Source organism: Achromobacter aloeverae (genome assembly GCF_004121055.1).
In the GTDB taxonomy this organism is placed as follows: domain Bacteria; phylum Pseudomonadota; class Gammaproteobacteria; order Burkholderiales; family Burkholderiaceae_B; genus Bordetella_C; species Bordetella_C aloeverae.
Map to the genome: position 1 here is coordinate 86,645 of NZ_PYAL01000002.1, position 18,942 is coordinate 105,586.

Sequence of the window (18,942 nt, forward strand, 5' to 3'; positions counted from 1 at the left end):
GGTTGAATCAGCGCTTGAGAAATGCCTTGCCTACTCGTTCCGAGACGCTGAGTCGGCGCGCCAGGAATGCAGCCATTCTGCTTTGGACGGACTCGGCAATGCTCTTGGGGGCCGTTTGCAACGACCCGGAATCAAAAGGCGGGTGTGGGTCATATTCCATCTGCAACTGGATCTCCTGGGCGAGATCGGCGCCGAAGAGATCCGCCGCTACCGTGAGAGCGAAGTCGATCCCCGACGTCACGCCCGCCCCCGTCACTACGTTCCGATCACGTACTACGCGGCCATGCGTTGGGTGTGCGCCCAGCACGGCTAATTGATCGATTGAAGACCAATGGCTGGTCGCCCGGTAGCCGCGTAATAGGCCAGCGGCACCCAAGATCAAGGAGCCGGTACATACGGAAGTCACAAGCCTGCAGCCAGTTGCGACGCGTTGCAGGAAGCCCAGCACCGTGGCGTCTTCCATCATTTCGACTTGCCCCGGGCCTCCTGGCACACAAATCAGGTCCAGCCGCGGGCAGTCATCGAAGGTTGTGCTTGGCAAAATACGCAGTCCACGATCCGATGAGACCGGCTCCAGGTTTTTCCAAAGGAAGTGCAGTCGTGCACCGGGCATGCGTCCGAAAACTTCCGCCGGCCCCGTGAGATCCAGTTGGGTGAGCCTGGGAAAGAGCAACAGACCGATATTGAATGCGCTGTGGTGCATGGCATGTCCTCCGGGGGCAATGGCACTAATCGTATCGTAAGCATGGCAAAAGCCGCTCGCCTGCATGTCCACCCGGGCAGCGGGTGCTCGGGGGCGGGGAGGATCCTTGATGCGCGCCAGTCAACGGTCCTCTATCGCCGACCGTGGTGACGGCGGGAAAATGGTCAGCCTGGGCCATCGTTCGCGAAATTGCTTGGAGCGCACACGTTCGAGATATGTCGCAGCGCTGGCCCGGCAAGTATTGTGGCGGACTTGCAGTTCGAACAAGTCATTCAGGCCGTATGGCGCGACCACCTTCACTACATCGTGACTTGTCAGGTATACACCGACGCAGGTGGCGAACTCCGGCCATGTCGCCAAACCGCCTTCCAATGAATCCACTGGCGGCACCGCGTGGCCAGCGTCGTCCACGAGCCATTCATGCACCTTGGCCTGGTTCGTGACTTCCCATGCGAGTGCGGGATTCAGTACTGACAACTGCCGTTGCAGTTCCCTATCCAGGTATGCAGCCGCGTCTGGCGCAAAGTACGCAACGTCCACATCCTGAACGTGAGAAGGCTCCCGAAAGCCGTGCAGGGAGTCCCATACCAAGGACCGGATGACTCCGGCGCCTATGCACCATGACGCCAAGCCCAGCGAGCGGACCGCGCGCAGGGCGTCCATCAATTGTCTTGATGCTTCAACGAGGCCGCGCAGCCTTTCTTCATAGTCCACGTGAACGTTCGCCACGCTTGTTCCTTCGACACGATGTTTGAGGACGGTATCGCAGTGAAAGTACCCTGCACGAGGTGCGATGTCATGGAGGCGGCGGTCAGGTTGCGTGCGGAAATCGGAGATCGCTCACTGGTCGCGCTGTCGACGCTGCTGCGGGCGATGAACTCTTACTACACCAACAAGATTGAAGGCCAACATACGCTGCCAGCGGACCTCGAAGCCGCCATAGGCGAACGGTTCTCCACGAATCACGAGATATATCGGCGGCAGGGGTTGGCCATCGCTCACATGAAGCTGGAAGCGAGCCTTGAGCCCATTGCCCGCCAGATGAGTTGGGCCGAGCAATTCGACGTTGCATGGCTCTGTCGCATCCATCGCGAGCTTTATGAACGGCTGCCGGAAGATTTTCATCGTGTCTTCGACGGCGAGGGTAATGACCGGGGGGCCTTGGTGCCAGGCGGCCTGCGAGAGCACGATGCCCGCGTCGGAACCCACCAAGCTCCGCCACATGAAATGGTTTTGGACCTGCTTCGCCATTTCGCGTTTCGATATGGTCCGGATTACTCGATCAGTCGCAAGGTGGTTGCCGCAGGGGCTTCCATGCATCGCCTGTCCTGGATACATCCATTCGCCGACGGCAACGGCCGGGCCAGCCGTCTGCACAACCATCTTCTTCTTACGCACCTTGGCATTACGAATGGGCTTTGGTCTCCCATGCGCGGATTGGCTCGTCGGCACGCCGATTACTATGCTGCGTTGAGCGCCGCGGATGCGCGGCGGCGCAATGCCACCGATGGAAGGGGGAATCTGAGCTCAAGCGGGCTGACGACCTGGCTGACTTTCTGGCTCGACGTTTGTCTGGACCAAATCAGATTCATGTCGGGTCTCCTGGCGTTCGATACCCTGGAGCAACGCTATAACAGCCTGGCTCTGCTGGTGACGCAGGACTTTGGCCGAGGTTCGATGCACCATCGCAGCGTGCTGGAACCAAGGAGGCTCGGCCGTGCGCTGTATCAGCTGTTTCGTAACGGCAGTATGGAAAGAGGCGTTTTCAAGAACTTCCTCGATGTGCCCGATCGATCCGCCTCCCGCCTCATCTCGCAGCTTTTGTCCTTGAGGCTGATAAAGAGCGAAGGGCGAACCAGGCTTCTGGAGCCTGCATTTCCGTTTTATTCGCTGCGCTTCCTTTTTCCTGGCCTATGGCCGGAAGCGGAAGGAATCGAGCCGCCTGCGGAGCCGACCGCGCGCGATGAATGAGCGAAGCACGGGAATGTGTCGCCGAGCCGGCCATGTGTCGCAGTCGAGTTATCGCGTGCGGCCGGCTCAGAACGTGTGATTCTCCATCACCCGATATCCGAGTTCTCCAGCAGCGTGCGCCATTCCGGCAGGCGACCCTGGTCGTCGAGGTCCTTGCGCAGCGACAGGCCCTTGCGCGCCAGGTTCTCCTGCACGTCCGCGATGGCGGTGGCCAGGCTGCCGTTCATGCCGATCTCTCCCAGCATCGCGGCGGCTTCGCGCATTTCTTCCGAGCGCCGCTGTCCATGTTCGGCGACCCGGCCGATCAGGTAAGCCTCGTATCCCTTGTCCCAGCCCACGCCCGGAAAGGTCGCGGCCAGCGAGGCCAGTACGCGGTCGTCGACGCCGAAGTGGCGGGCCGCGAGCATGGACTGCACGCACAGCGCTTCGGTGCCCTTGATCATGATGCTGCGGCAAAGCTTGATGGCGGAGGCCAGGCCCACGTCGTCGGCGACCGCCTGCGTGCGCAGGCCCAGCGCATTGAGTTCCTCGGATATCGCGCGGGCGCTGCGGCCGCCCAGCAGCATGGGCACGCGTATGCCTTGCGGAGGCACGGGCGCCATGACGGCTGCTTCCACATAGTCCGCGCCGCTGCGCTGGATGCGCTCGCAATTGCCTTGCTTGACCTTGGGCGACACGGAGTTCAGGTCGATGAAGGTCTGGCCCGGTTTCATGAGCGGAGCGGCTGCCGTGGCGACAGCCTCGGCCTGGCTGGCGGTCACGGCCGACAAGACCCACTGCGCGTTCGCCAGCGCGGCGGCCAGCGTATCGGCGACGCTGGCGCCGCTGCGTTCGGCGCGCGCCAGGATTTGCGACCGCGTGTCGGCCCGGTCCAGCTTGGTGTCGTAGGTGGTCACCGGGCATCCTTGCTCGACGAGCGCCTGCGCGAGGATGGGGCCGACTTCGCCGAAGCCGATGATCGCAATGGCGTGCGCGGCGTTCGAGGTGTGTTGTTGCATCGTGTTCTCCGGAATGCGGGGTAAGACGGATAGTGTCAGGTGGCGTGGTCGCCGACGGACGGCTTCAGCGCCTGCGCCGACGCTGTTTGCGTCGGGGCAGCGCTCTCGGCGCGCCCATGGGCATCGAAGCGCTGGCGGTCGAACATGCCTTCCCATTTGGACAGCACGAAGACCGCCACGCTGTTGCCGATCACGTTGGTGGTCGAGGTGGCGATGGCGAGGATGCGGTCGATGCCGAACAGCAGGCCGACGCCGCCCAACGGCAGCACGCGCGTCGATTGCAGCGTGGCCGTCAGCTTGACCAGGGCGCCACCCGCGGCGCCGGCGCCGCCCTTGGACGTCACCAGCATCACCGCCAGCAGCGCCAGTTGCTGCGACAGCGACAGCGGCGTGTCGGTGGCCTGCGAAATGAAGCCGACCCCGCAAGCCATGTAGAGGCATGCGCCATCGATGTTGAAGCTGTAGCCCGCCGGCAGGACAAAGCCCACCACGGCTTCGTCGCAGCCCGCCTGGCCCAGCTTGGTCACCAGGCGGGGGAATGCCGCCTCGCTGGCGGCCGTGCCCATGGCGATGATGGCCTCGTCCTTGATGATCGACAGGATGCGGAAGATGGACAGGCCGGCAATCCCGGCCACCGCGCCCAGGACGACAAAGATGAAGATCAGCGCGCTGGCGTAGTAGGTGAGGATGTAGCGCAGCAGGTACAGCAGCGTCGTGCCGCCGTAGCTGCCCACGGCGGCCGCCATGGCGCCGAAGGCGCCCAGGGGCGACAGGCGCATGATGAAGCCGAGGATCTTGAAGACGATGGCCTGCGCCTCGTCGAGCAGCTTGTAGGCGTTCCAGTCCGGCTTGCCGGCCAGGCTCAGCGCGGCGCCCACCAGCAGCGAGACGAACAGCACCGGCAGGATGTCGCCCGACGTGAAGGCCGAGAACAGCGTGCGCGGGATGATGGACAGGAGGAAGTGGGTCAGCGAAAAGTCAGCCGTGCTCGCCTTCAGGATGCCGTCCGCGGCATGTCCCGTTGCCGCCGCATCGAGGACCGAGGCATGCAGGCCGTCGCCGGGACGCAGCACGTTGACGACGGTGAAGCCCACCAGCATGGCGAGGGTGCTGACAACCTCGAAATAAAGCAGCGTCTTCACCCCCAGGCGGCCCAGCCTGCGGAAGTCCCTGATGTGCCCGACGCCGTGCACGACCGTGCAGAAAATGATCGGTCCCAGCATCATCTTCAACAAGGCGATGAAGGCTTCTCCCAAGGGCTTCATCTGCACCGCGTGACGCGGCGAGAGCAGGCCGAACGCGATGGCCAGCGCGATGGCGATGAGCACTTGGATGTAGAGTTTGCGTAGAAGTTTCACGGGTTTCCCTGTCGAGTCATGCGCGCGGCGCGGCAGTCCCGCGCCGCCGCGCGCGACGGATCATTCCGGCTTGATGCCCGCCAGGGCGACAGCCTGCCTGGCGTTTTCGTACTCGTCGCGCAGGAAGGCGCCGAAGCCGGCGGACGTCCGCTGTTGCCCGGACGCCGCGACCACGCCCAGTTCGCCCAGCTTGCCGGCGATGGCGGCATCGGCAAGGCTGGCCGCCACCCCCTGCTGCAAGGAGGCAAGCACCGGCGGGGGCGTCTTCCCTGGCGCCAGCAGGCCGACATAGCTGGATGCGATGAACTTGGGCACGCCGGCCTCGATGAAGGTGGGGATCTCGGGCGCCAGCGCCATGCGCTGCTCGGACGCCACCGCGATGACGCGGACCTTGTTCGCGCGCAGCAGCGGAAGCACCGTGGAGAATTCGGTCATGGTGGCGTCCAGGCTGCCGCCCAGAAGGTCAGGGATCAGCGCGCCGCCGCCGCGATAGGGCACGTGGACCAGCTGGGCGCCGGACGCCGCGTTCAGCCGCATCAAGGTCAGGTGCGTGGCGCTGCCGATGCCGGACGTGCCGGTGTTGATGTGCCGCTGCTTGGACAGGGCGACCAGCTCCGCCAGGCTGTGCGCGGGAATCGAGGGATTGACCACGATCACGTGCGGCACATAGCCGAACATGGCCACCGGCGCGAAATCGCGCAGCGGCTCATAGGGCAGGTGGGCCTGGATGAAGGGGTTGACCGTCAGCGGGCCGTTCGATCCGACCAGCAGGGTGTAGCCGTCCGCGGGCGCGCGCACCACCATGTCCGCGCCGATGCTGCCACCCGCGCCAGGCTTGTTCTCCACCACGGCCGACACATGCAGGGCCTGCGTCAACCCAGCGCTGACGACGCGTGCGGTGGCGTCCACGTTACCGCCCGGTGCGAAGGGGACGATCAGCCGCAGGGGCCGGTCGGGGAAGTCGCCGGCGCGGGCCAGCGAGGGCAGCAGGGTGGCGGCCAGGGCGCCGGCCGTGCCCAGGACGAATTCGCGGCGGGATGTCTTCATAGTCTCTTCCTTTGTTGTTTTGATGATGCGTGCGTCGGTATTCATGCATTCATGCGTTCATGCGAACGCGCCGGCGCGCCTCACTTGCCTCGCGCCTTGAGCGCGGCGTCCAGGCGCGGATAGACGCGTCGCGCATTGCCTTCATAGATCAGGCGCCGATCCGCGTCGGTGAGATGGGGCGCCGCGTCGATGTAGCGTCGCGTGTCGTCGTAGTGAAAGCCGGTGGTGGGGTCGATGCCGCGCACGGCGCCTATCATCTCGCTGGCGAACAGCACGTTGCGCACGGGGATGACTTCCGCCAGCAGGTTGACGCCGGGCTGGTGGTAGACGCAGGTGTCGAAGTAGACGTTGTCCAGCACGGATTCGTCCAGGGGCGGTTTCTTCATCTCCTGCGCCAGGCCGCGGAACCGGCCCCAGTGGTAGGGCACCGCGCCGCCGCCGTGCGGGATGACGAACTTCAGGTCCGGAAAGTCCTTGAACAGGTCCGACGTCAGGCACTGCATGAATGCCGTGGTGTCGGCATTCAGGTAATGCGCGCCGGTCGTGTGGAAGCAGGCGTTGCAACTGGTGCTGACGTGGATCATGGCGGGGATGCCGTACTCCACCATTTTTTCGTACAGCGGATACCAATAGCGGTCGCCCAGGGGCGGCGATGTCCAGTGGCCGCCTGAAGGGTCCGGGTTCAGGTTGATGGCGACGAAGCCGTATTCCTTCACGCAGCGCTCCAGCTCCGCGATGGACGTGGCAATGGGCGCGCCCGGCGATTGCGGCAGCATTGCCGCGCCGATGAAGTGGTCGGGAAACAGCGACGCGACGCGATGGCACAGCTCATTGCAGATCGACGCCCAGGCCAGGCTGGTCTGCAGGTCGCCGATGTGATGGGCCATGAAGCTGGCCCGCGGGGAGAAAATGGTCAGGTCGCTGCCGCGTTCCCGCATCAGGCGCAGTTGGTTGGCGACGATGGACTCGCGGATCTCGTCGTCGCTGATGCGCAGGTCGGCAACGCGGGGCGCGGAAGCGGGGTCCTTGAGGCCGGCGATTTGCCGGTTGCGCCAGTCCTCCAGCGCCTTCGGGGCGGTGGTGTAGTGGCCGTGGCAGTCTATGATCATGGGAGTCTCCAGAAGCTGATGAGGCGGGGCCCCCGCGCGGCGTGGGGCCCGGCGCCGGAGGTATACGCCAAGCGGATCAGGCGGCCGCGGCGTGCACCGCCGGGGTCCGTACCGGCAGTTGTACGTCGCCGCGCATGATCAGGCGCGCGGTGCGCAGCAGCGCGGCACGCAGGACATTGCGTGGATTGGCGGGATCCAGCTCCAGCCCGACGCTGAACTCGCCCGAGGGATGCTCCACCGACACCTGCTTGTTCAGGCCGGGCGCCAGATGGGCCACGCCCGCCGCGACGGATTCCTCCAGCACGCAGGCGGTGGCCACGGTCACCGCCGCCAGCACGCCGATCGCGTCATGGCAGACATGGGGAATGAAGCAGCGCGTGGCGATCGCGCCGCCGGCTCGCGGCGGCGCGACCAGGCACATCTTGGGATAGGGTTTTTCGGTGACGTCGCCCAGGCCCATGAGCCGCGCGGCCGCCAGGCGGATGGCCTCCACGCGGCGCTTGAGATCGGTATCGGCGTTCAACTCGGCGACAGTTTCGTAACCGCTGCGGTCGAGATCGGTGGCGCGCATCAGCACCATGGGCATGCCGTTGTCGATACAGGTGACCTCCAGGTCGGGTTCGCCATCGATGGCAATGCGGTCCAGTGCGCGACCCGTGGGTAGCAGGCCGCTGCATACGGAGCCGGCCGTATCGAGGAAGCTGATATAGATGGGCGCGGCGGTGCCGGGCACGCCGTCGATGCGGGCATCGCCGTCATAGCGCACGCTGCCGCCGGGCGTCTGCACGGTGATGTCGCATTGCATGCCCGTGTTCAGGGCCAGGACCCGGAAGGTGCTGCTTTCGCCTTGCGCCGCCAGCATGCCGGTTTCCAGGGCGAATGGCACCGCGGCGGCGAGCATGTTGCCGCAATTGGGCGTGGTGTCTACTTTCGCCTGCGCCACCGAGACCTGCGCGAACAGGAATTCCACGTCCACGCCCGGCGACGTGCCGGGGCCGACGATGCCTACCTTGCTGGTGAGGGGGTGGGCGCCGCCCAGTCCGTCTATCTGTCTCGCGTCGGGCGAACCCATGGCCGCCAGCAGCACGGCGTCGCGCGCCGCGATGTCGGCGGGCAGGTCCGCCGCCTTGAAAAACGGTCCGCGCGAGGTGCCGCCCCGCATCAGCATGCAGGGCACGGCCTGCTGCCTTTGGTTTTCCTTAGGGATGCTCATCGTCTCCGGTCTCTTTATGGGTTTGAGCGCAGTATGGTGCTGCGACGGGAGATGCGGGTTGCCTTGTATGGGGGAGGGCGTTCTAATATGTTTATGGCCCATCCTCATTCCTTGCTCGACCAACGCCCTGGCGCGCATGACGATCCCGCCGGCCGTCTTAGCCTGCATCACCTGCATGTCTTCAATACCGTGGCCGCCACCGGCGGGGTGCGCAGCACGGCGGAGGCCTTGTTTCGCGCCTCTTCGGCGGTGACGCGCGCGGTCAATCGCTTCGAGGAGAGCCTGGGCGTCAGGTTGTTCGAGCGCAAGGGCACGGGCATGTTGTTGACGGCGGAGGGCGAGGCGGTACGCGTGCGCGCCTCGCATATCGCCGCCGAGCTTGCCGCGGTGCACGACGAGGCGCTGGCCCTGCGCCGGGCCCGCGGGGGGGCGACGGCGGCCGGCGTGGGCGCCGTCGCTTCGCTGTTTCATACCCGTCGCCTGATGCACGCGGCCTTGCTGGCCGACGTGCATCACATGTCCACGGTGGCGCATCTGGCTGGTCTGACGCAGCCGGCCATCAGCGCGTCCATCTCCGGCCTGGAGGAAACGCTGGGCCAGCCCCTGTTCCAGCGCACGCCGCGCGGCATGGTGCCCACGCCGGCGGGCGAGCGCTGGGTGGTGCATTTCAAGCGGGTGCTGGCCGAGTTGCGGAATATCCAGGCCGACGTCGCCGCCTTGCAGGGCGTGCTGGAAGGCATCGTCACCGTGGGCGCGCTACCCCTGATCCGTACCATGGTCTTGCCGGCGGCGATCGCCAGCGTGCTGGGGCGGCATCCCAGGTTGCGCATACGTACGCTGGAAAGCCCTTATGGCGATCTGTGCGCCGGACTGCTGAGCGCGGACGTGGACTTCATCCTGGGGGCCCTGCGCCCCTTGCAGGACTCCGCGCTGACCACGGAAGTGTTGCTGCATGAGGACATCGTGCTGATCGCGCGCGCCGGCCATCCGCTGGCCCGCAAGCGGTCCGTGGATTTCGACGACCTGCAGGCCTATCCCTGGGTGCTGTCACGGCAGTCCACGCCTTTGCGTGACCAGCTCAATGCCTTCTTCGTGCGCCATGGCAGGCCCGCCCTGGTTCCGTCGGTGGAGACGGCCGACCTGGCCTTGCTGCGCGGACTGCTGCTGCATTCGGACATGCTGACCGCCTTGTCGGTCCATCAGCTCTATTACGAATTCGAGGCCGGCGGCCTGGCGGCCCTCGCGTTCCCGCTGGATGGCATGCAGCGCCAGATCGGCGTCACGCTGCGCACCGGCGCGCAATTGCAGCCGGGCGCGCGAGCCTTGCTGGACGAGGTCAAGCGCCTGGCCGTCTCCATGGACGTGCGGCCGTCCGCGTCGTCCGCCGGGCCTGCATCCGGGCGCATCGTCCATAAGCGAAATAGAGCGGCACGGGTGCAGCAAGGCAACCCCGGCGGGGCGGTTGGCGGCGATACTTGAGCGCTGGCGCCCAGGAGCCCAGCCCTGCCGCTACGGGTACCACTGCTACCACCGGTACGCCAGGCACGAATACCTGGCCTGGCTGTCGGACACGCCGCCGGGTGCCCTGCCGATATGAACAACAAAGAGCGAGACTTCATGAAGCGCGTGCCGCCGCCGCATCCCCATCCCAGCAAACCCGTCTTCGTCCTGCCGCGCGATGCATGCGATACGCATGTGCACGTCTATGGCCCCGCCGCGCGCTTTCCGCTGGACCCCGCGCGCGCCTACGATCCGCCGGATGCGCCTATCGAGCAGTTGGAAGCCCTGTACCGCCTGCTGGGCATCGACCGGGCCGTGCTGGTGCAGGCCACCGTGCACGGCACCGACAACAGCGCCATGCTGGATGCCATTGCGCGCGCGCCGCGGCGCTATCGCGGCGTGGCCCTTGTCGATGACGACGTATCGCCGCAAAGGCTGAAGGAGCTACACGCACAAGGCGTGCGCGGGGTCCGGTACAACTTCATGCCGCATCTGGGGCATTCCGCCGATACCGGCAAGGTACGAGCGGTCGCCGAACGGATCGCGCCGCTGGGCTGGCATGTGCAGTTGCATGTCACGGCCGCCCACCTGGGTGCGCTGCGCGGGTTCCTTGAATCGCTGCCGGTGCCTTTCGTGATCGACCACATGGGGCGCACGATGGTGGCCGATGGCCTGGACCAGGCGCCGCTGGCAGAATTGCTCGACGTGCTGCGCCATCCGCGCGCATGGTTGAAGATCAGCGGGCCGGAGCGCATCTCCGCCGCATTGTCCGCGCAGGACACGCCCTACGCGGATGCCGTGCCTTTCGTTCGCCGCATGCTGGAGGTCGCGCAGGATCGCATCGTGTGGGGCACCGACTGGCCGCACCCGAACGTGCGCGAGGTGCCGGACGACGGCAAGCTGGTGGATCTGCTGCCGCTGTACTCGGACGATCCGGCCGTGCTTGACCGTATCCTGGTGGAGAATCCGCGGCGGCTGTATTGGTATGACTGAGTCGGTACGGCCGGGTTTGCACGACTGAGTCTGTACGGCTGGGTCGGCACCGCCGCGTAGCCCGGCTATTCGTCTCCAGCCTGGGACGCCAGCTTGCGCGCGCGGGCGATCGCGTTGGCGATGGCCGCGATGACGCTGTCCCGCTCCGCCGCGTCATTGACCCGCAGGGCATAGGACGGGTGCCATGTGGCAAGCAGCCAGGCTTCGCCCAGCCGGACGGGCTGGTCCAGGTAATCCTGCATGCGCACCGGGCGCCGCACCATCGCGCGCAGCGCCGTGGCGCCGAGCGTGACGATGACCGGCGGCCGTATGCGGTCCAGCTCCTGGTCCAGCCAGTAAAGACAGGCGTCCACTTCGCGCTGGGCGGGCGTCTTGTGCATGCGCCGCTTGCCGCGCGGAATCCATTTGAAATGCTTTACCGCGTTGGTGACATAGACCTCGTCCCGCGCGACGCCGGCACGCGCCAGCGCCTGGTCGAGGATGCGGCCCGCGGGGCCGACGAAAGCCTGGCCCGCCAGGTCTTCCTGGTCACCGGGCTGCTCGCCGATGAGCATGATGCGGGCCGATCGCGGTCCGCTGCCGGGGACGCCATGCGTCGCATTGCGCCACAGGTCGCAGCGCCGGCACTCGTCCAGCGTAGCGGGCGTATCGCCGCGTGGCGGCGAACGGGGTGGGGTGGCGTCCTGCATGAGCTGGCGGGAGTCCTGGATGCGCGGATACGGATAAGGGCACGGATGACGCCATCATGCTCGCACGAAGCGTGCCGGCCCCGGCTCCCGCGCAGGAACTCCATCGCCAAGGCGACGGCCGCGGCCGTCCGCCGCGCCAGCCGCCGCCGGGTTCAGAACACGTGCCGCATCGCCCAGTACAAGCCGCCGGACAGCAGCATGGCGGCGGGCAGGGTCAACACCCAGGCCAGCGCCAGGTTGCGCAGCGTGCTCCATTGCAGCCCGGAACGGTTGGCGGCCATGGTGCCCGCCACGCCGGACGATAGGACGTGCGTGGTGGAGACGGGCAGGCCATACATGTCGGCGGCGCCGATGGTGGCCATGGCGACCAGTTCCGCGGACGCGCCCTGCGCATAGGTCAGGTGGGTCTTGCCGATCTTTTCACCGACCGTGACGACGATGCGCTTCCACCCCACCATGGTGCCCAGGCCCAGCGCAATCGCCACCGCCACCTTCACCCACAGGGGGATGAACTTGGTCGAATCGTCGAGCGACCGCTTGAACGCATCGAGGTTGGACTGCGTTTCGCTGTCGAAGGCGACGCCGCCGTTTTTCTTGATGCGGGTGATGGTTTCCGAGGCCAGGTACATGTCGTTGCGGACGTTGCCCACGGCATCGGCCGGGACGGCGGCCAGCGAGCCGAATTGGCGCACCTGGGCGCCGATGGAGCCGGTCAGCGCCGCCAGTGAGGGGACGACGCCGGCGCGCATTTCGTTGGTGCGGATGTAGGTCGTCAGCGCGGCGCGCGGATCGGCCGGCGCGGCGATCGGCGACGTGCGGACCAGGGATGCCTGCGTGGCCTGCGCCACCGCGGCGAAGCGGTTCATTTCCTGGACGGGCATGGCGCGGTTCAAGCCATAGGTCAGCGGCACGGTGCCCACCAGGATCAGCATGATCAGGCCCATGCCCTTCTGGCCGTCGTTCGATCCGTGGGCGAAGGACACGCCGGTGCAGGTAAGGATCAGCAGGCCGCGGATCCACCACGGCGGCGGCGTGTCGCCCTTGGGTTCCCGGTACAGCTCGCGGTTCTTGACGAAGGTGCGCAGGACGACCAGCAGCAGCGCCGCGCACACGAACCCGACGACGGGCGACACCAGCAGCGTGATGCCCACGCTCTTGGCCTGCGCCCAGTCCACGCCGGCGGTGCCGTCGCGGCCATTCATCAGGGCGTTGGCCACGCCCACGCCGATGATGGAGCCGATCAGCGTATGCGAGGACGATGCCGGCAGGCCCAGCCACCAGGTCGCCAGGTTCCACAGGATCGCGGCGATCAACAGCGCGAACACCATGGCGAAGCCGGCGCTGGAGCCGACCTGCAGGATCAGCTCGACCGGCAGCAGGGAAATGATGCCGAAGGCCACCGCGCCGCTGGACAGCAGCACGCCGAGGAAGTTGAACAAGCCCGACCACATGACGGCGAAGTTGGGGGCCAGGGAGTTGGTGTAGATCACCGTGGCCACGGCATTGGCCGTGTCATGGAAACCGTTGACGAACTCGAAGCCCAGCGCGATCAGCAGGGCCACGCCCAACAGGACGAAGGGGAGCCAGGAGATGAAGTCGACATGGGCGTTGTCCATGTCCCGGAACAGGCTGTAGCCCGTGTAGAACAGGCCGATGGCCAGCAGGCCGAAGAAGACGATCACGGTCGTGGGGCCGGTGCGCTGGTCGAAGCGCGCGCGCACGCCGTGCGCGGACGGCAGGGCCGCGGTCTCGGTTGCGGTATTCATGGGTTTGCCTCTCGGGGTGGCTTATCGTTTGGGGGGTGCCAACGATGCTATGACCGACCGATGACAACGACATGACCGCAACCCGCCGCGGGGCGATTCATTGCGGTTGGATCCCGGCCACGTCTACCCATTCCTTCCAGCGCTGCGTGTCCGCCTTGACGAAGGCGTCGAACCGCGGAACGTCCATGCTCTTGGGCATCAGGCCGAGGGCGCGCAGCTTATCGGCCGTGGCCTTGTCCTGCAAGGCCTGCGCCATATAGCCGTTCATGGCCTGGACGATGTCCTCCGGCGTGCCGGCCGGCGCCGACAGCCCGAGCCAGCCTTCCACCACGTAGCCTGGATAGTAGGAATCCATGGTCGGGACGTCCGGCCAGCTCGGGTGGCGCTGGGCGCCGGTGACCGCCAGGGGGCGCAGGCTCTTGCCGTCGATCTGGCCCATGGCGGTCAGGTAGTCGACGAAGGCGAAGTCGATCTGCCCGCCGCGCAGGTCGGTGATGATCTGCGTGATGTTCTTGTAGGCGGCGCCATCGATCTTGATGCCGGCGCGCGCCTTGAACAGTTCCGGCGGCACCTGCGAGGATGAGCTGTAGTAGCCGAAGAAGACCTTGCCGGGATGGGCCTGGGCGTATTGCACCAGTTCCGGCACCGTCTTGTAGGGCGCGTCGGGCCGCGCGATGGCCACCGTGCCGAAGGTGCCGAACATGCCTACCTGGCGGAAGTCCTGCTGCGCGTCGTAGGGCAGCGACTTGTAGAGGAACTGGTTGGCCGAATGCGTGGAATTGGTCGACAGCAGGAAGGTATAGCCGTCGTGCGGCGCGATCTTGGCCGCATGGGTGCCGACGATGCCGCCCGCCCCGGCGCGGTCCTCGACCACGATGCTCTGGCCGGTCCTGGCGCCGAGGAATTGCGCGAACGTGCGCGCGGTCAGGTCGGCGGCGCCGCCGGCCGCCGACGGCACGATAAGGGTGACGGGTTTGTCGGGCCAGGCGGCCCGCGCGGCGTCCGGCAGGACGGCCAGCAGGGCCGCCGCGCCCAGCAGCAGGCCGGTGGCCGCGCGCGCGATGATGGGGGTGCGTTGCATGATGTCTCCCGATGGAATGTGATCGTTCTTATGGCCGGAAAAGGCGTCCTGGATCAGCGCGGGCCGCGCCGGCGCCTGTCGAAGGTGCGCTGGTACCAGTCCAGCAATACGGCGGCGCTGCTTTCCCAGCGCTCGCCGTACATCATGGCGTGCGGCTGGTCCCGCAGCAGCTGGTGCTCGAAACCGAAGAAATCGGCGACCGCGCGGTCCTGGCCGTCCGGATGGCGCGCGGGGTCGTCCAGGCCCGCCTCCAGGCACAGGCCGGGGCTGCGCATGGCAAACGGATTGACGGCCACGCGCAACGCATAGCGGTCATTCAGCACCTGCGGGCTTTCGGCGCAGAGGCGCACCCGGATGGCGCTGACATCCACGTCCGCGGCGCAGCCGGCGAAGCGTTCCCGGATTTCGGCGTCCCCGGGCGGCGCGCGCAGGATGTCCTCCGGCACCAGGGGCAGGGCCGCCGCGCCGGGCAGGTTGGCGGGCGGGGAGGGCGCGATCAGGACGACGCCGGCCGGCGCACGCGCCATTTCCGTGGCGGCGACCAGGACCGGCAGGGCGCCCATGCTGTGGCCGACCAGGACGACGGCGCCTTCCAGGCGCTCCGCCGCGCGTTGCACCGAGACGGCGAGCGCGCGGATGCCGGCGTGCAGGAACGTGGCGTCCTGCGGCAGGCCGCCGTGGCCTGGCAGGTCCAGCGCCGCGCAGGCGACATCGTGCCGGGTGAAATAGTCGAGGTAGTTGGCGTAGCACCAGGCGCCGTGATACGCCCCATGCACGAAGAGCAGCAGCGGCTGCCCGTGCGCCGGGGGCGCGCTCAGCAGCAGGCGGCCCGCGCCGGCGGGGTAGGACGGCAGGCGGTCGATCAGGCTGAAATCGAAAGCGGTCATGAGGAAAATCGGGGCGTGTGTATCGGAGGATGTAAGGGGGAGGGAATAGCGGGCAAAGAATAGGAAGCAAAAATGGGCAATAAAGGCAGGCAATAAAGGCAGGCAGCAAGGACAGGCAACAAGGACAGGCAACAAGAATAATCTGATCCGATTTGCGAATAATTCCTATTTAATATATATTTCAGGGCTTCATTCGACCTGCGTCCCTGCGCGCGCGTTTTGCGCGTCGTGCCCAGGGTGTGCATAGATATCGTTCCCCCGGCTGATTCATGCCTAGCGTCAAAAGCGGTTGGTCAACATCCTCCTCGATTTCCCCAGGTTTGCGCATAGGCGCCGGCGTGGCGGTGGCGGTCCTGCATGCGGCAGTGGCGGCCGCGTTGTTCGTTGGCGACGAGACGAAGCTGGACATGCCGCAGGAAGCGCCCATCATGGTGAGCGTCATCGAGGCGCCGGTGCCGCAGATGGCCAAGGCCGACCCCACGCCGCAGCCGCCGCAGCCGCCCGTGGAGGAGCCGCCTCCGCCGCCGCAGGAAGAGACGCCGCCCCCGCCTGACACCAAGCCGGATCCCACGCCCGAGGTCAAGCCCGAACCCGAGCCGGAGCCGGAGCCCGTGGTCGAGAAGCCGCCGGAGCCGGCGCCCAAGCCGAAACCCAAGCCTAAGCCCAAACCCCAGCCCAAGCCGCAGCCCAAGAAGGTGGAGCCGCCGCCCAAGCCCGTGGAAACGCCGCCGCCCGCCACGCCGCCTTCGGGCACGCCCCAGGGGGACAGCAAGCCGCAGGCGCCGACGCAGGGGCCGCCGCCGGACCAGCCGGAGCTGGTGTCCAACGTCGCCTATGACGGGCGCGGTCCGCGCCCGGTCTATTCGGACACGTCGCGTCGCATGGGCGAGCAGGGGCGCGTCATGGTGCTGGTGGTGATCAGTACGGATGGCACGATAGAGAAGGCGACGGTGGTGCAGTCGTCGGGTTACCCGCGTCTGGATCAGGCCGCGCTCGATGCACTGCGCTCGGTCCACTTCAAACCGTACACACGCAACGGCGTGGCCTACACGGTGCAGGCCAAGATTCCGTTCGATTTCAAACTGAGGAACTGATATGTCCAACGCTCTTGACCTTGCCGCCATCCTGTTGGCGCAGGCGACCACCGCCGCGCCGGCGGCGCCGGGCGTCGCGCAGCAGGGCGCCGGCGGCTTGCCGGCGGCCGCCAACACCATCCAGCAGGCCGCCGCCGCCTTGCCTGCGCCCGCGCCGGTTACTCCCGACATGGGCATCATGCATTTCATCGCGCAGGCCGATGGCGTGGGCAAGACGCTGTTCGTCATCCTGTTGGTGATGTCGGTGATCACGTGGTACCTGATCATCGTCAAGGTCATCAACAACATGCTGGTGCGCAAGCGCTCGCGCGAGTTTCTCAACAAGTTCTGGAACGCCAGCTCGCTGGACCAGGTGGAAAACGAAATCGCCACGCATGGCGCGCGCGATCCGTTCTCGCACCTGTCCAGCCACGCGATGCATGCGCGCGCCCACCACGCCAAGTACGGCGCCACCAAGCTGGAAGAAACCGGCACCAACGGCGAGTTCGTTACCCGCACGATGCGCAAGGTGATCGACGAGGAGACCGCGAAGCTCGAAAACGGCCTGACGGTCATGGCCTCGGTCGGCTCCACGGCGCCTTTCGTGGGCCTGTTCGGCACGGTGTGGGGCGTGTACCACGCGCTGGTCGGCATCGGCCTGTCCGACGGCGTGACCATCAACCGCATCGCCGGCCCGGTGGGCGAATCGCTGATCATGACCGGCCTGGGCCTGGCGGTGGCGATCCCCGCCGTGCTGGCCTATAACATGTTCGTGCGCAACAACCGCGTGTTCCTGTCGCGTTTGGATGCCTTCGCGCACGACTTGTTCGCCTTCCTGATGACCGGCCAGCAGGTGGCCCTGTCCGATGGCAAGGTGCGGGCGCTGCGCCGTTCGGCGGGCGTGCCCAACGCGCAAGCCCGTGGGAGCGAATAAATGGCATTCGGCGGTTTCGACAACAAGGGCTCGGGCGGCCATGCGATGTCCGAGATCAACATGGTGCCGCTGATCGACGTGATGCTGGTGCTGCTGGTGATCTTCATCATCACGGCGCCGCTGCTGGCGCATTCCATCCGCATCAACATGCCGCAGGTCAGCGCCGAGCAGATCCAGGAAGATCCGAAGGTGATCGACCTGGCCATCGACGACAAGGGCCAGTTGTTCTGGGACGAGAAACCGGTCTTCCTTGACGAGCTGCAGGCGCGCTTTGCCGCCGAGGCCGGCAAGAAGCCGCAACCCGAGGTGCGTATCCGCGCCGACCTGAACACCCGGTACGAGACCCTGGCCAAGGTGATGGCCTCGGCGCGCCGTTCCGGGCTGGGGCGGATAGGCTTCGTCACCACCCCGGCGCCCGGGCAGCCGGCCATCGCGCCCGCGGCGGCGCCCGCGAACTAAATAGCCGACGGAGGGCCCGGGGCGCTTTTCCCTGGGGAGCGGGGCCTGCTTGGTCCGTCCATTCCGCTACGCGGAATGGACGGTTCAGCCCGGCATACCCGGGCGGCTACCCCGATTTCTGCAGGCAGGGCCCCGAGACCCAGTTGGTTCTCGGGGCCCTGCCGTTTTCCGAAGGGCCCCGGCGTCCGCCCGGCGGTGGAAAAGGGGCTCCCGCGCCGCGCGGCTGCGCCGCTTGCTGCCCCCAAGGGGGCTTTTTTTACTTGGGCCGGCCCGGCGTAAAAAAAGTGTTGCGGCGTTGAGCACGTCATGTCGTTGCAAGCTGGATCGCGCTAGAATCGCGCAATGCGAGTACTCGTAATCGAAGATGACACCACCCTGGGCCACGCGCTCCAGGAATTCCTGGCGGACCAGGGGTATGCGGTCGACTGGCTGACCGACGGCGACAAGGTGCTGGGCGCCTTGGCGGGTCAACCCTACGACCTCCTGGTCCTGGATCTCAACCTGCCCGGCATGAGCGGCCTCGACGTGCTGCGCCAGTTGCGACTGGACGGCAACCAGGTCCCGGTCCTCATTCTTACCGCGCGCGACGGCATCGAAGATCGCGTCGCGGGGCTGGACGCCGGCGCCGACGACTACGTCACCAAGCCTTTCGACCTGCCGGAACTGGCGGCGCGCGCGCGCGCCTTCGCCCGTCGCCGCAGCGGACAGGCGCAGCCGCTCATCGAGGTCGGCCCGCTGGTGTTCGACACCGTCGGCCGCGAGGTGCGCGTCAATGGCGAAAGGCTGGCCCTGTCGGTGCGTGAACTGTCGGTGCTGGAAATGCTGATGGCGCGCGTCGGTCGCGTGGTCACCAAGCGGCAAATCGTCAATTCGCTGTCCGCCTGGGACGCGGATTTCAGCGAAAACGCGGTCGAAGTCTACGTGTATCGCCTGCGCAAGCGCCTGGAAGGGACGGGCGCCAGCATCCAGACGGTGCGCGGCTTCGGCTACCTGTTGGACGTGGAAACGGCCCCCGCGGCCTGAGCGGCGATTGCTCCGCGTGGCCCGCGACGCCATTTCTTCCTTCGAGCCTTCTTTCGACGCTCGGCCGGGACGGTGTTCCGGACGGGGTTGCCCCAGACCATGAGCGTGGATACACGGTCCGAACCAGTCGTCCCCCAC

At 66.6% G+C, this 18,942-nt stretch carries 18 protein-coding genes; 7 read left to right on the forward strand and 11 right to left on the reverse strand.

Features of this window, described 5'->3' with window-relative positions; translation table 11 throughout:
• Positions 1–7: 7 nt before the first annotated feature.
• Positions 8–703: a DJ-1/PfpI family protein gene (locus C7R54_RS07285; RefSeq protein WP_129149554.1), complete on the reverse strand. Its 696-nt coding sequence runs from the start codon at positions 701–703 to the stop codon at positions 8–10.
• A 120-nt stretch (positions 704–823) separates the two neighbouring features.
• Entirely contained in the window at positions 824–1,432 is a 609-nt protein-coding gene (locus tag C7R54_RS07290; protein WP_338026131.1) for a nucleotidyltransferase family protein, read from the reverse strand.
• Positions 1,433–1,501: 69 nt separating this feature from the next.
• On the opposite strand from C7R54_RS07290, the gene C7R54_RS07295 reads away from it, so the two are divergent.
• On the forward strand, positions 1,502–2,674 hold the full coding sequence (locus C7R54_RS07295) for a Fic family protein (protein WP_158021168.1): 1,173 nt from the start codon (positions 1,502–1,504) through the stop codon (positions 2,672–2,674).
• An 86-nt stretch (positions 2,675–2,760) separates the two neighbouring features.
• Here the strand turns inward: C7R54_RS07295 and C7R54_RS07300 are convergent, their stop codons facing one another.
• The 5 genes from C7R54_RS07300 to C7R54_RS07320 form a co-directional block, all read right to left on the reverse strand.
• Entirely contained in the window at positions 2,761–3,672 is a 912-nt protein-coding gene (locus C7R54_RS07300) for an NAD(P)-dependent oxidoreductase (RefSeq protein WP_129149556.1), read from the reverse strand.
• Between the two features lie 35 nt (positions 3,673–3,707).
• Positions 3,708–5,030: a cation:dicarboxylate symporter family transporter gene (locus C7R54_RS07305; protein ID WP_129149557.1), complete on the reverse strand. Its 1,323-nt coding sequence runs from the start codon at positions 5,028–5,030 to the stop codon at positions 3,708–3,710.
• Positions 5,031–5,090: 60 nt separating this feature from the next.
• Complete coding sequence (locus C7R54_RS07310; RefSeq protein ID WP_129149558.1) at positions 5,091–6,077, reverse strand: Bug family tripartite tricarboxylate transporter substrate binding protein; 987 nt, start codon at positions 6,075–6,077, stop codon at positions 5,091–5,093.
• An 80-nt stretch (positions 6,078–6,157) separates the two neighbouring features.
• Positions 6,158–7,186, reverse strand: a complete 1,029-nt coding sequence (locus tag C7R54_RS07315; RefSeq protein ID WP_129149559.1) for an amidohydrolase family protein — start codon at positions 7,184–7,186, stop codon at positions 6,158–6,160.
• Positions 7,187–7,262: 76 nt separating this feature from the next.
• Positions 7,263–8,399, reverse strand: coding sequence for a 4-oxalomesaconate tautomerase (locus C7R54_RS07320; protein WP_129149560.1), 1,137 nt, complete (start codon positions 8,397–8,399; stop codon positions 7,263–7,265).
• A gap of 93 nt (positions 8,400–8,492) precedes the next feature.
• On the opposite strand from C7R54_RS07320, the gene C7R54_RS07325 reads away from it, so the two are divergent.
• Positions 8,493–9,878: a LysR family transcriptional regulator gene (locus C7R54_RS07325; RefSeq protein ID WP_129149561.1), complete on the forward strand. Its 1,386-nt coding sequence runs from the start codon at positions 8,493–8,495 to the stop codon at positions 9,876–9,878.
• Positions 9,879–9,992: 114 nt separating this feature from the next.
• Positions 9,993–10,892, forward strand: coding sequence for an amidohydrolase family protein (locus C7R54_RS07330; RefSeq protein WP_240039427.1), 900 nt, complete (start codon positions 9,993–9,995; stop codon positions 10,890–10,892).
• Between the two features lie 65 nt (positions 10,893–10,957).
• On the opposite strand, the gene C7R54_RS07335 is transcribed toward C7R54_RS07330, so the two are convergent.
• From C7R54_RS07335 to C7R54_RS07350, 4 genes are all read right to left on the reverse strand, one after another.
• Positions 10,958–11,581 carry a UdgX family uracil-DNA binding protein gene (locus C7R54_RS07335; protein ID WP_129149562.1) on the reverse strand — a complete coding sequence of 208 codons (624 nt, stop codon included), beginning with the start codon at positions 11,579–11,581 and terminating at the stop codon, positions 10,958–10,960.
• Between the two features lie 152 nt (positions 11,582–11,733).
• Positions 11,734–13,347, reverse strand: coding sequence for an inorganic phosphate transporter (locus C7R54_RS07340; protein WP_129149563.1), 1,614 nt, complete (start codon positions 13,345–13,347; stop codon positions 11,734–11,736).
• A gap of 97 nt (positions 13,348–13,444) precedes the next feature.
• Positions 13,445–14,428, reverse strand: a complete 984-nt coding sequence (locus C7R54_RS07345; RefSeq protein ID WP_129149564.1) for a Bug family tripartite tricarboxylate transporter substrate binding protein — start codon at positions 14,426–14,428, stop codon at positions 13,445–13,447.
• Between the two features lie 53 nt (positions 14,429–14,481).
• Positions 14,482–15,315 (reverse strand): alpha/beta fold hydrolase, encoded by an 834-nt coding sequence (locus C7R54_RS07350; RefSeq protein WP_129149565.1) that lies wholly within the window; start codon positions 15,313–15,315, stop codon positions 14,482–14,484.
• Between the two features lie 269 nt (positions 15,316–15,584).
• On the opposite strand from C7R54_RS07350, the gene C7R54_RS07355 reads away from it, so the two are divergent.
• The 4 genes from C7R54_RS07355 to C7R54_RS07370 all read left to right on the forward strand — a co-directional run bounded on the left by C7R54_RS07355 (position 15,585) and on the right by C7R54_RS07370 (position 18,804).
• Positions 15,585–16,409: an energy transducer TonB gene (locus tag C7R54_RS07355; protein WP_129149566.1), complete on the forward strand. Its 825-nt coding sequence runs from the start codon at positions 15,585–15,587 to the stop codon at positions 16,407–16,409.
• 1 nt (position 16,410) lies between these two features.
• The gene (locus C7R54_RS07360; protein WP_129149567.1) at positions 16,411–17,322 is read left to right on the forward strand and encodes a MotA/TolQ/ExbB proton channel family protein; all 912 of its coding nucleotides are present in this window, start codon (positions 16,411–16,413) and stop codon (positions 17,320–17,322) included.
• A complete protein-coding gene (locus tag C7R54_RS07365; protein WP_129149568.1) occupies positions 17,323–17,781 on the forward strand; it encodes an ExbD/TolR family protein in 459 nt (152 codons plus the stop codon).
• A 342-nt stretch (positions 17,782–18,123) separates the two neighbouring features.
• Positions 18,124–18,804 carry a response regulator transcription factor gene (locus C7R54_RS07370; RefSeq protein WP_129149569.1) on the forward strand — a complete coding sequence of 227 codons (681 nt, stop codon included), beginning with the start codon at positions 18,124–18,126 and terminating at the stop codon, positions 18,802–18,804.
• Positions 18,805–18,942: the final 138 nt, after the last annotated feature.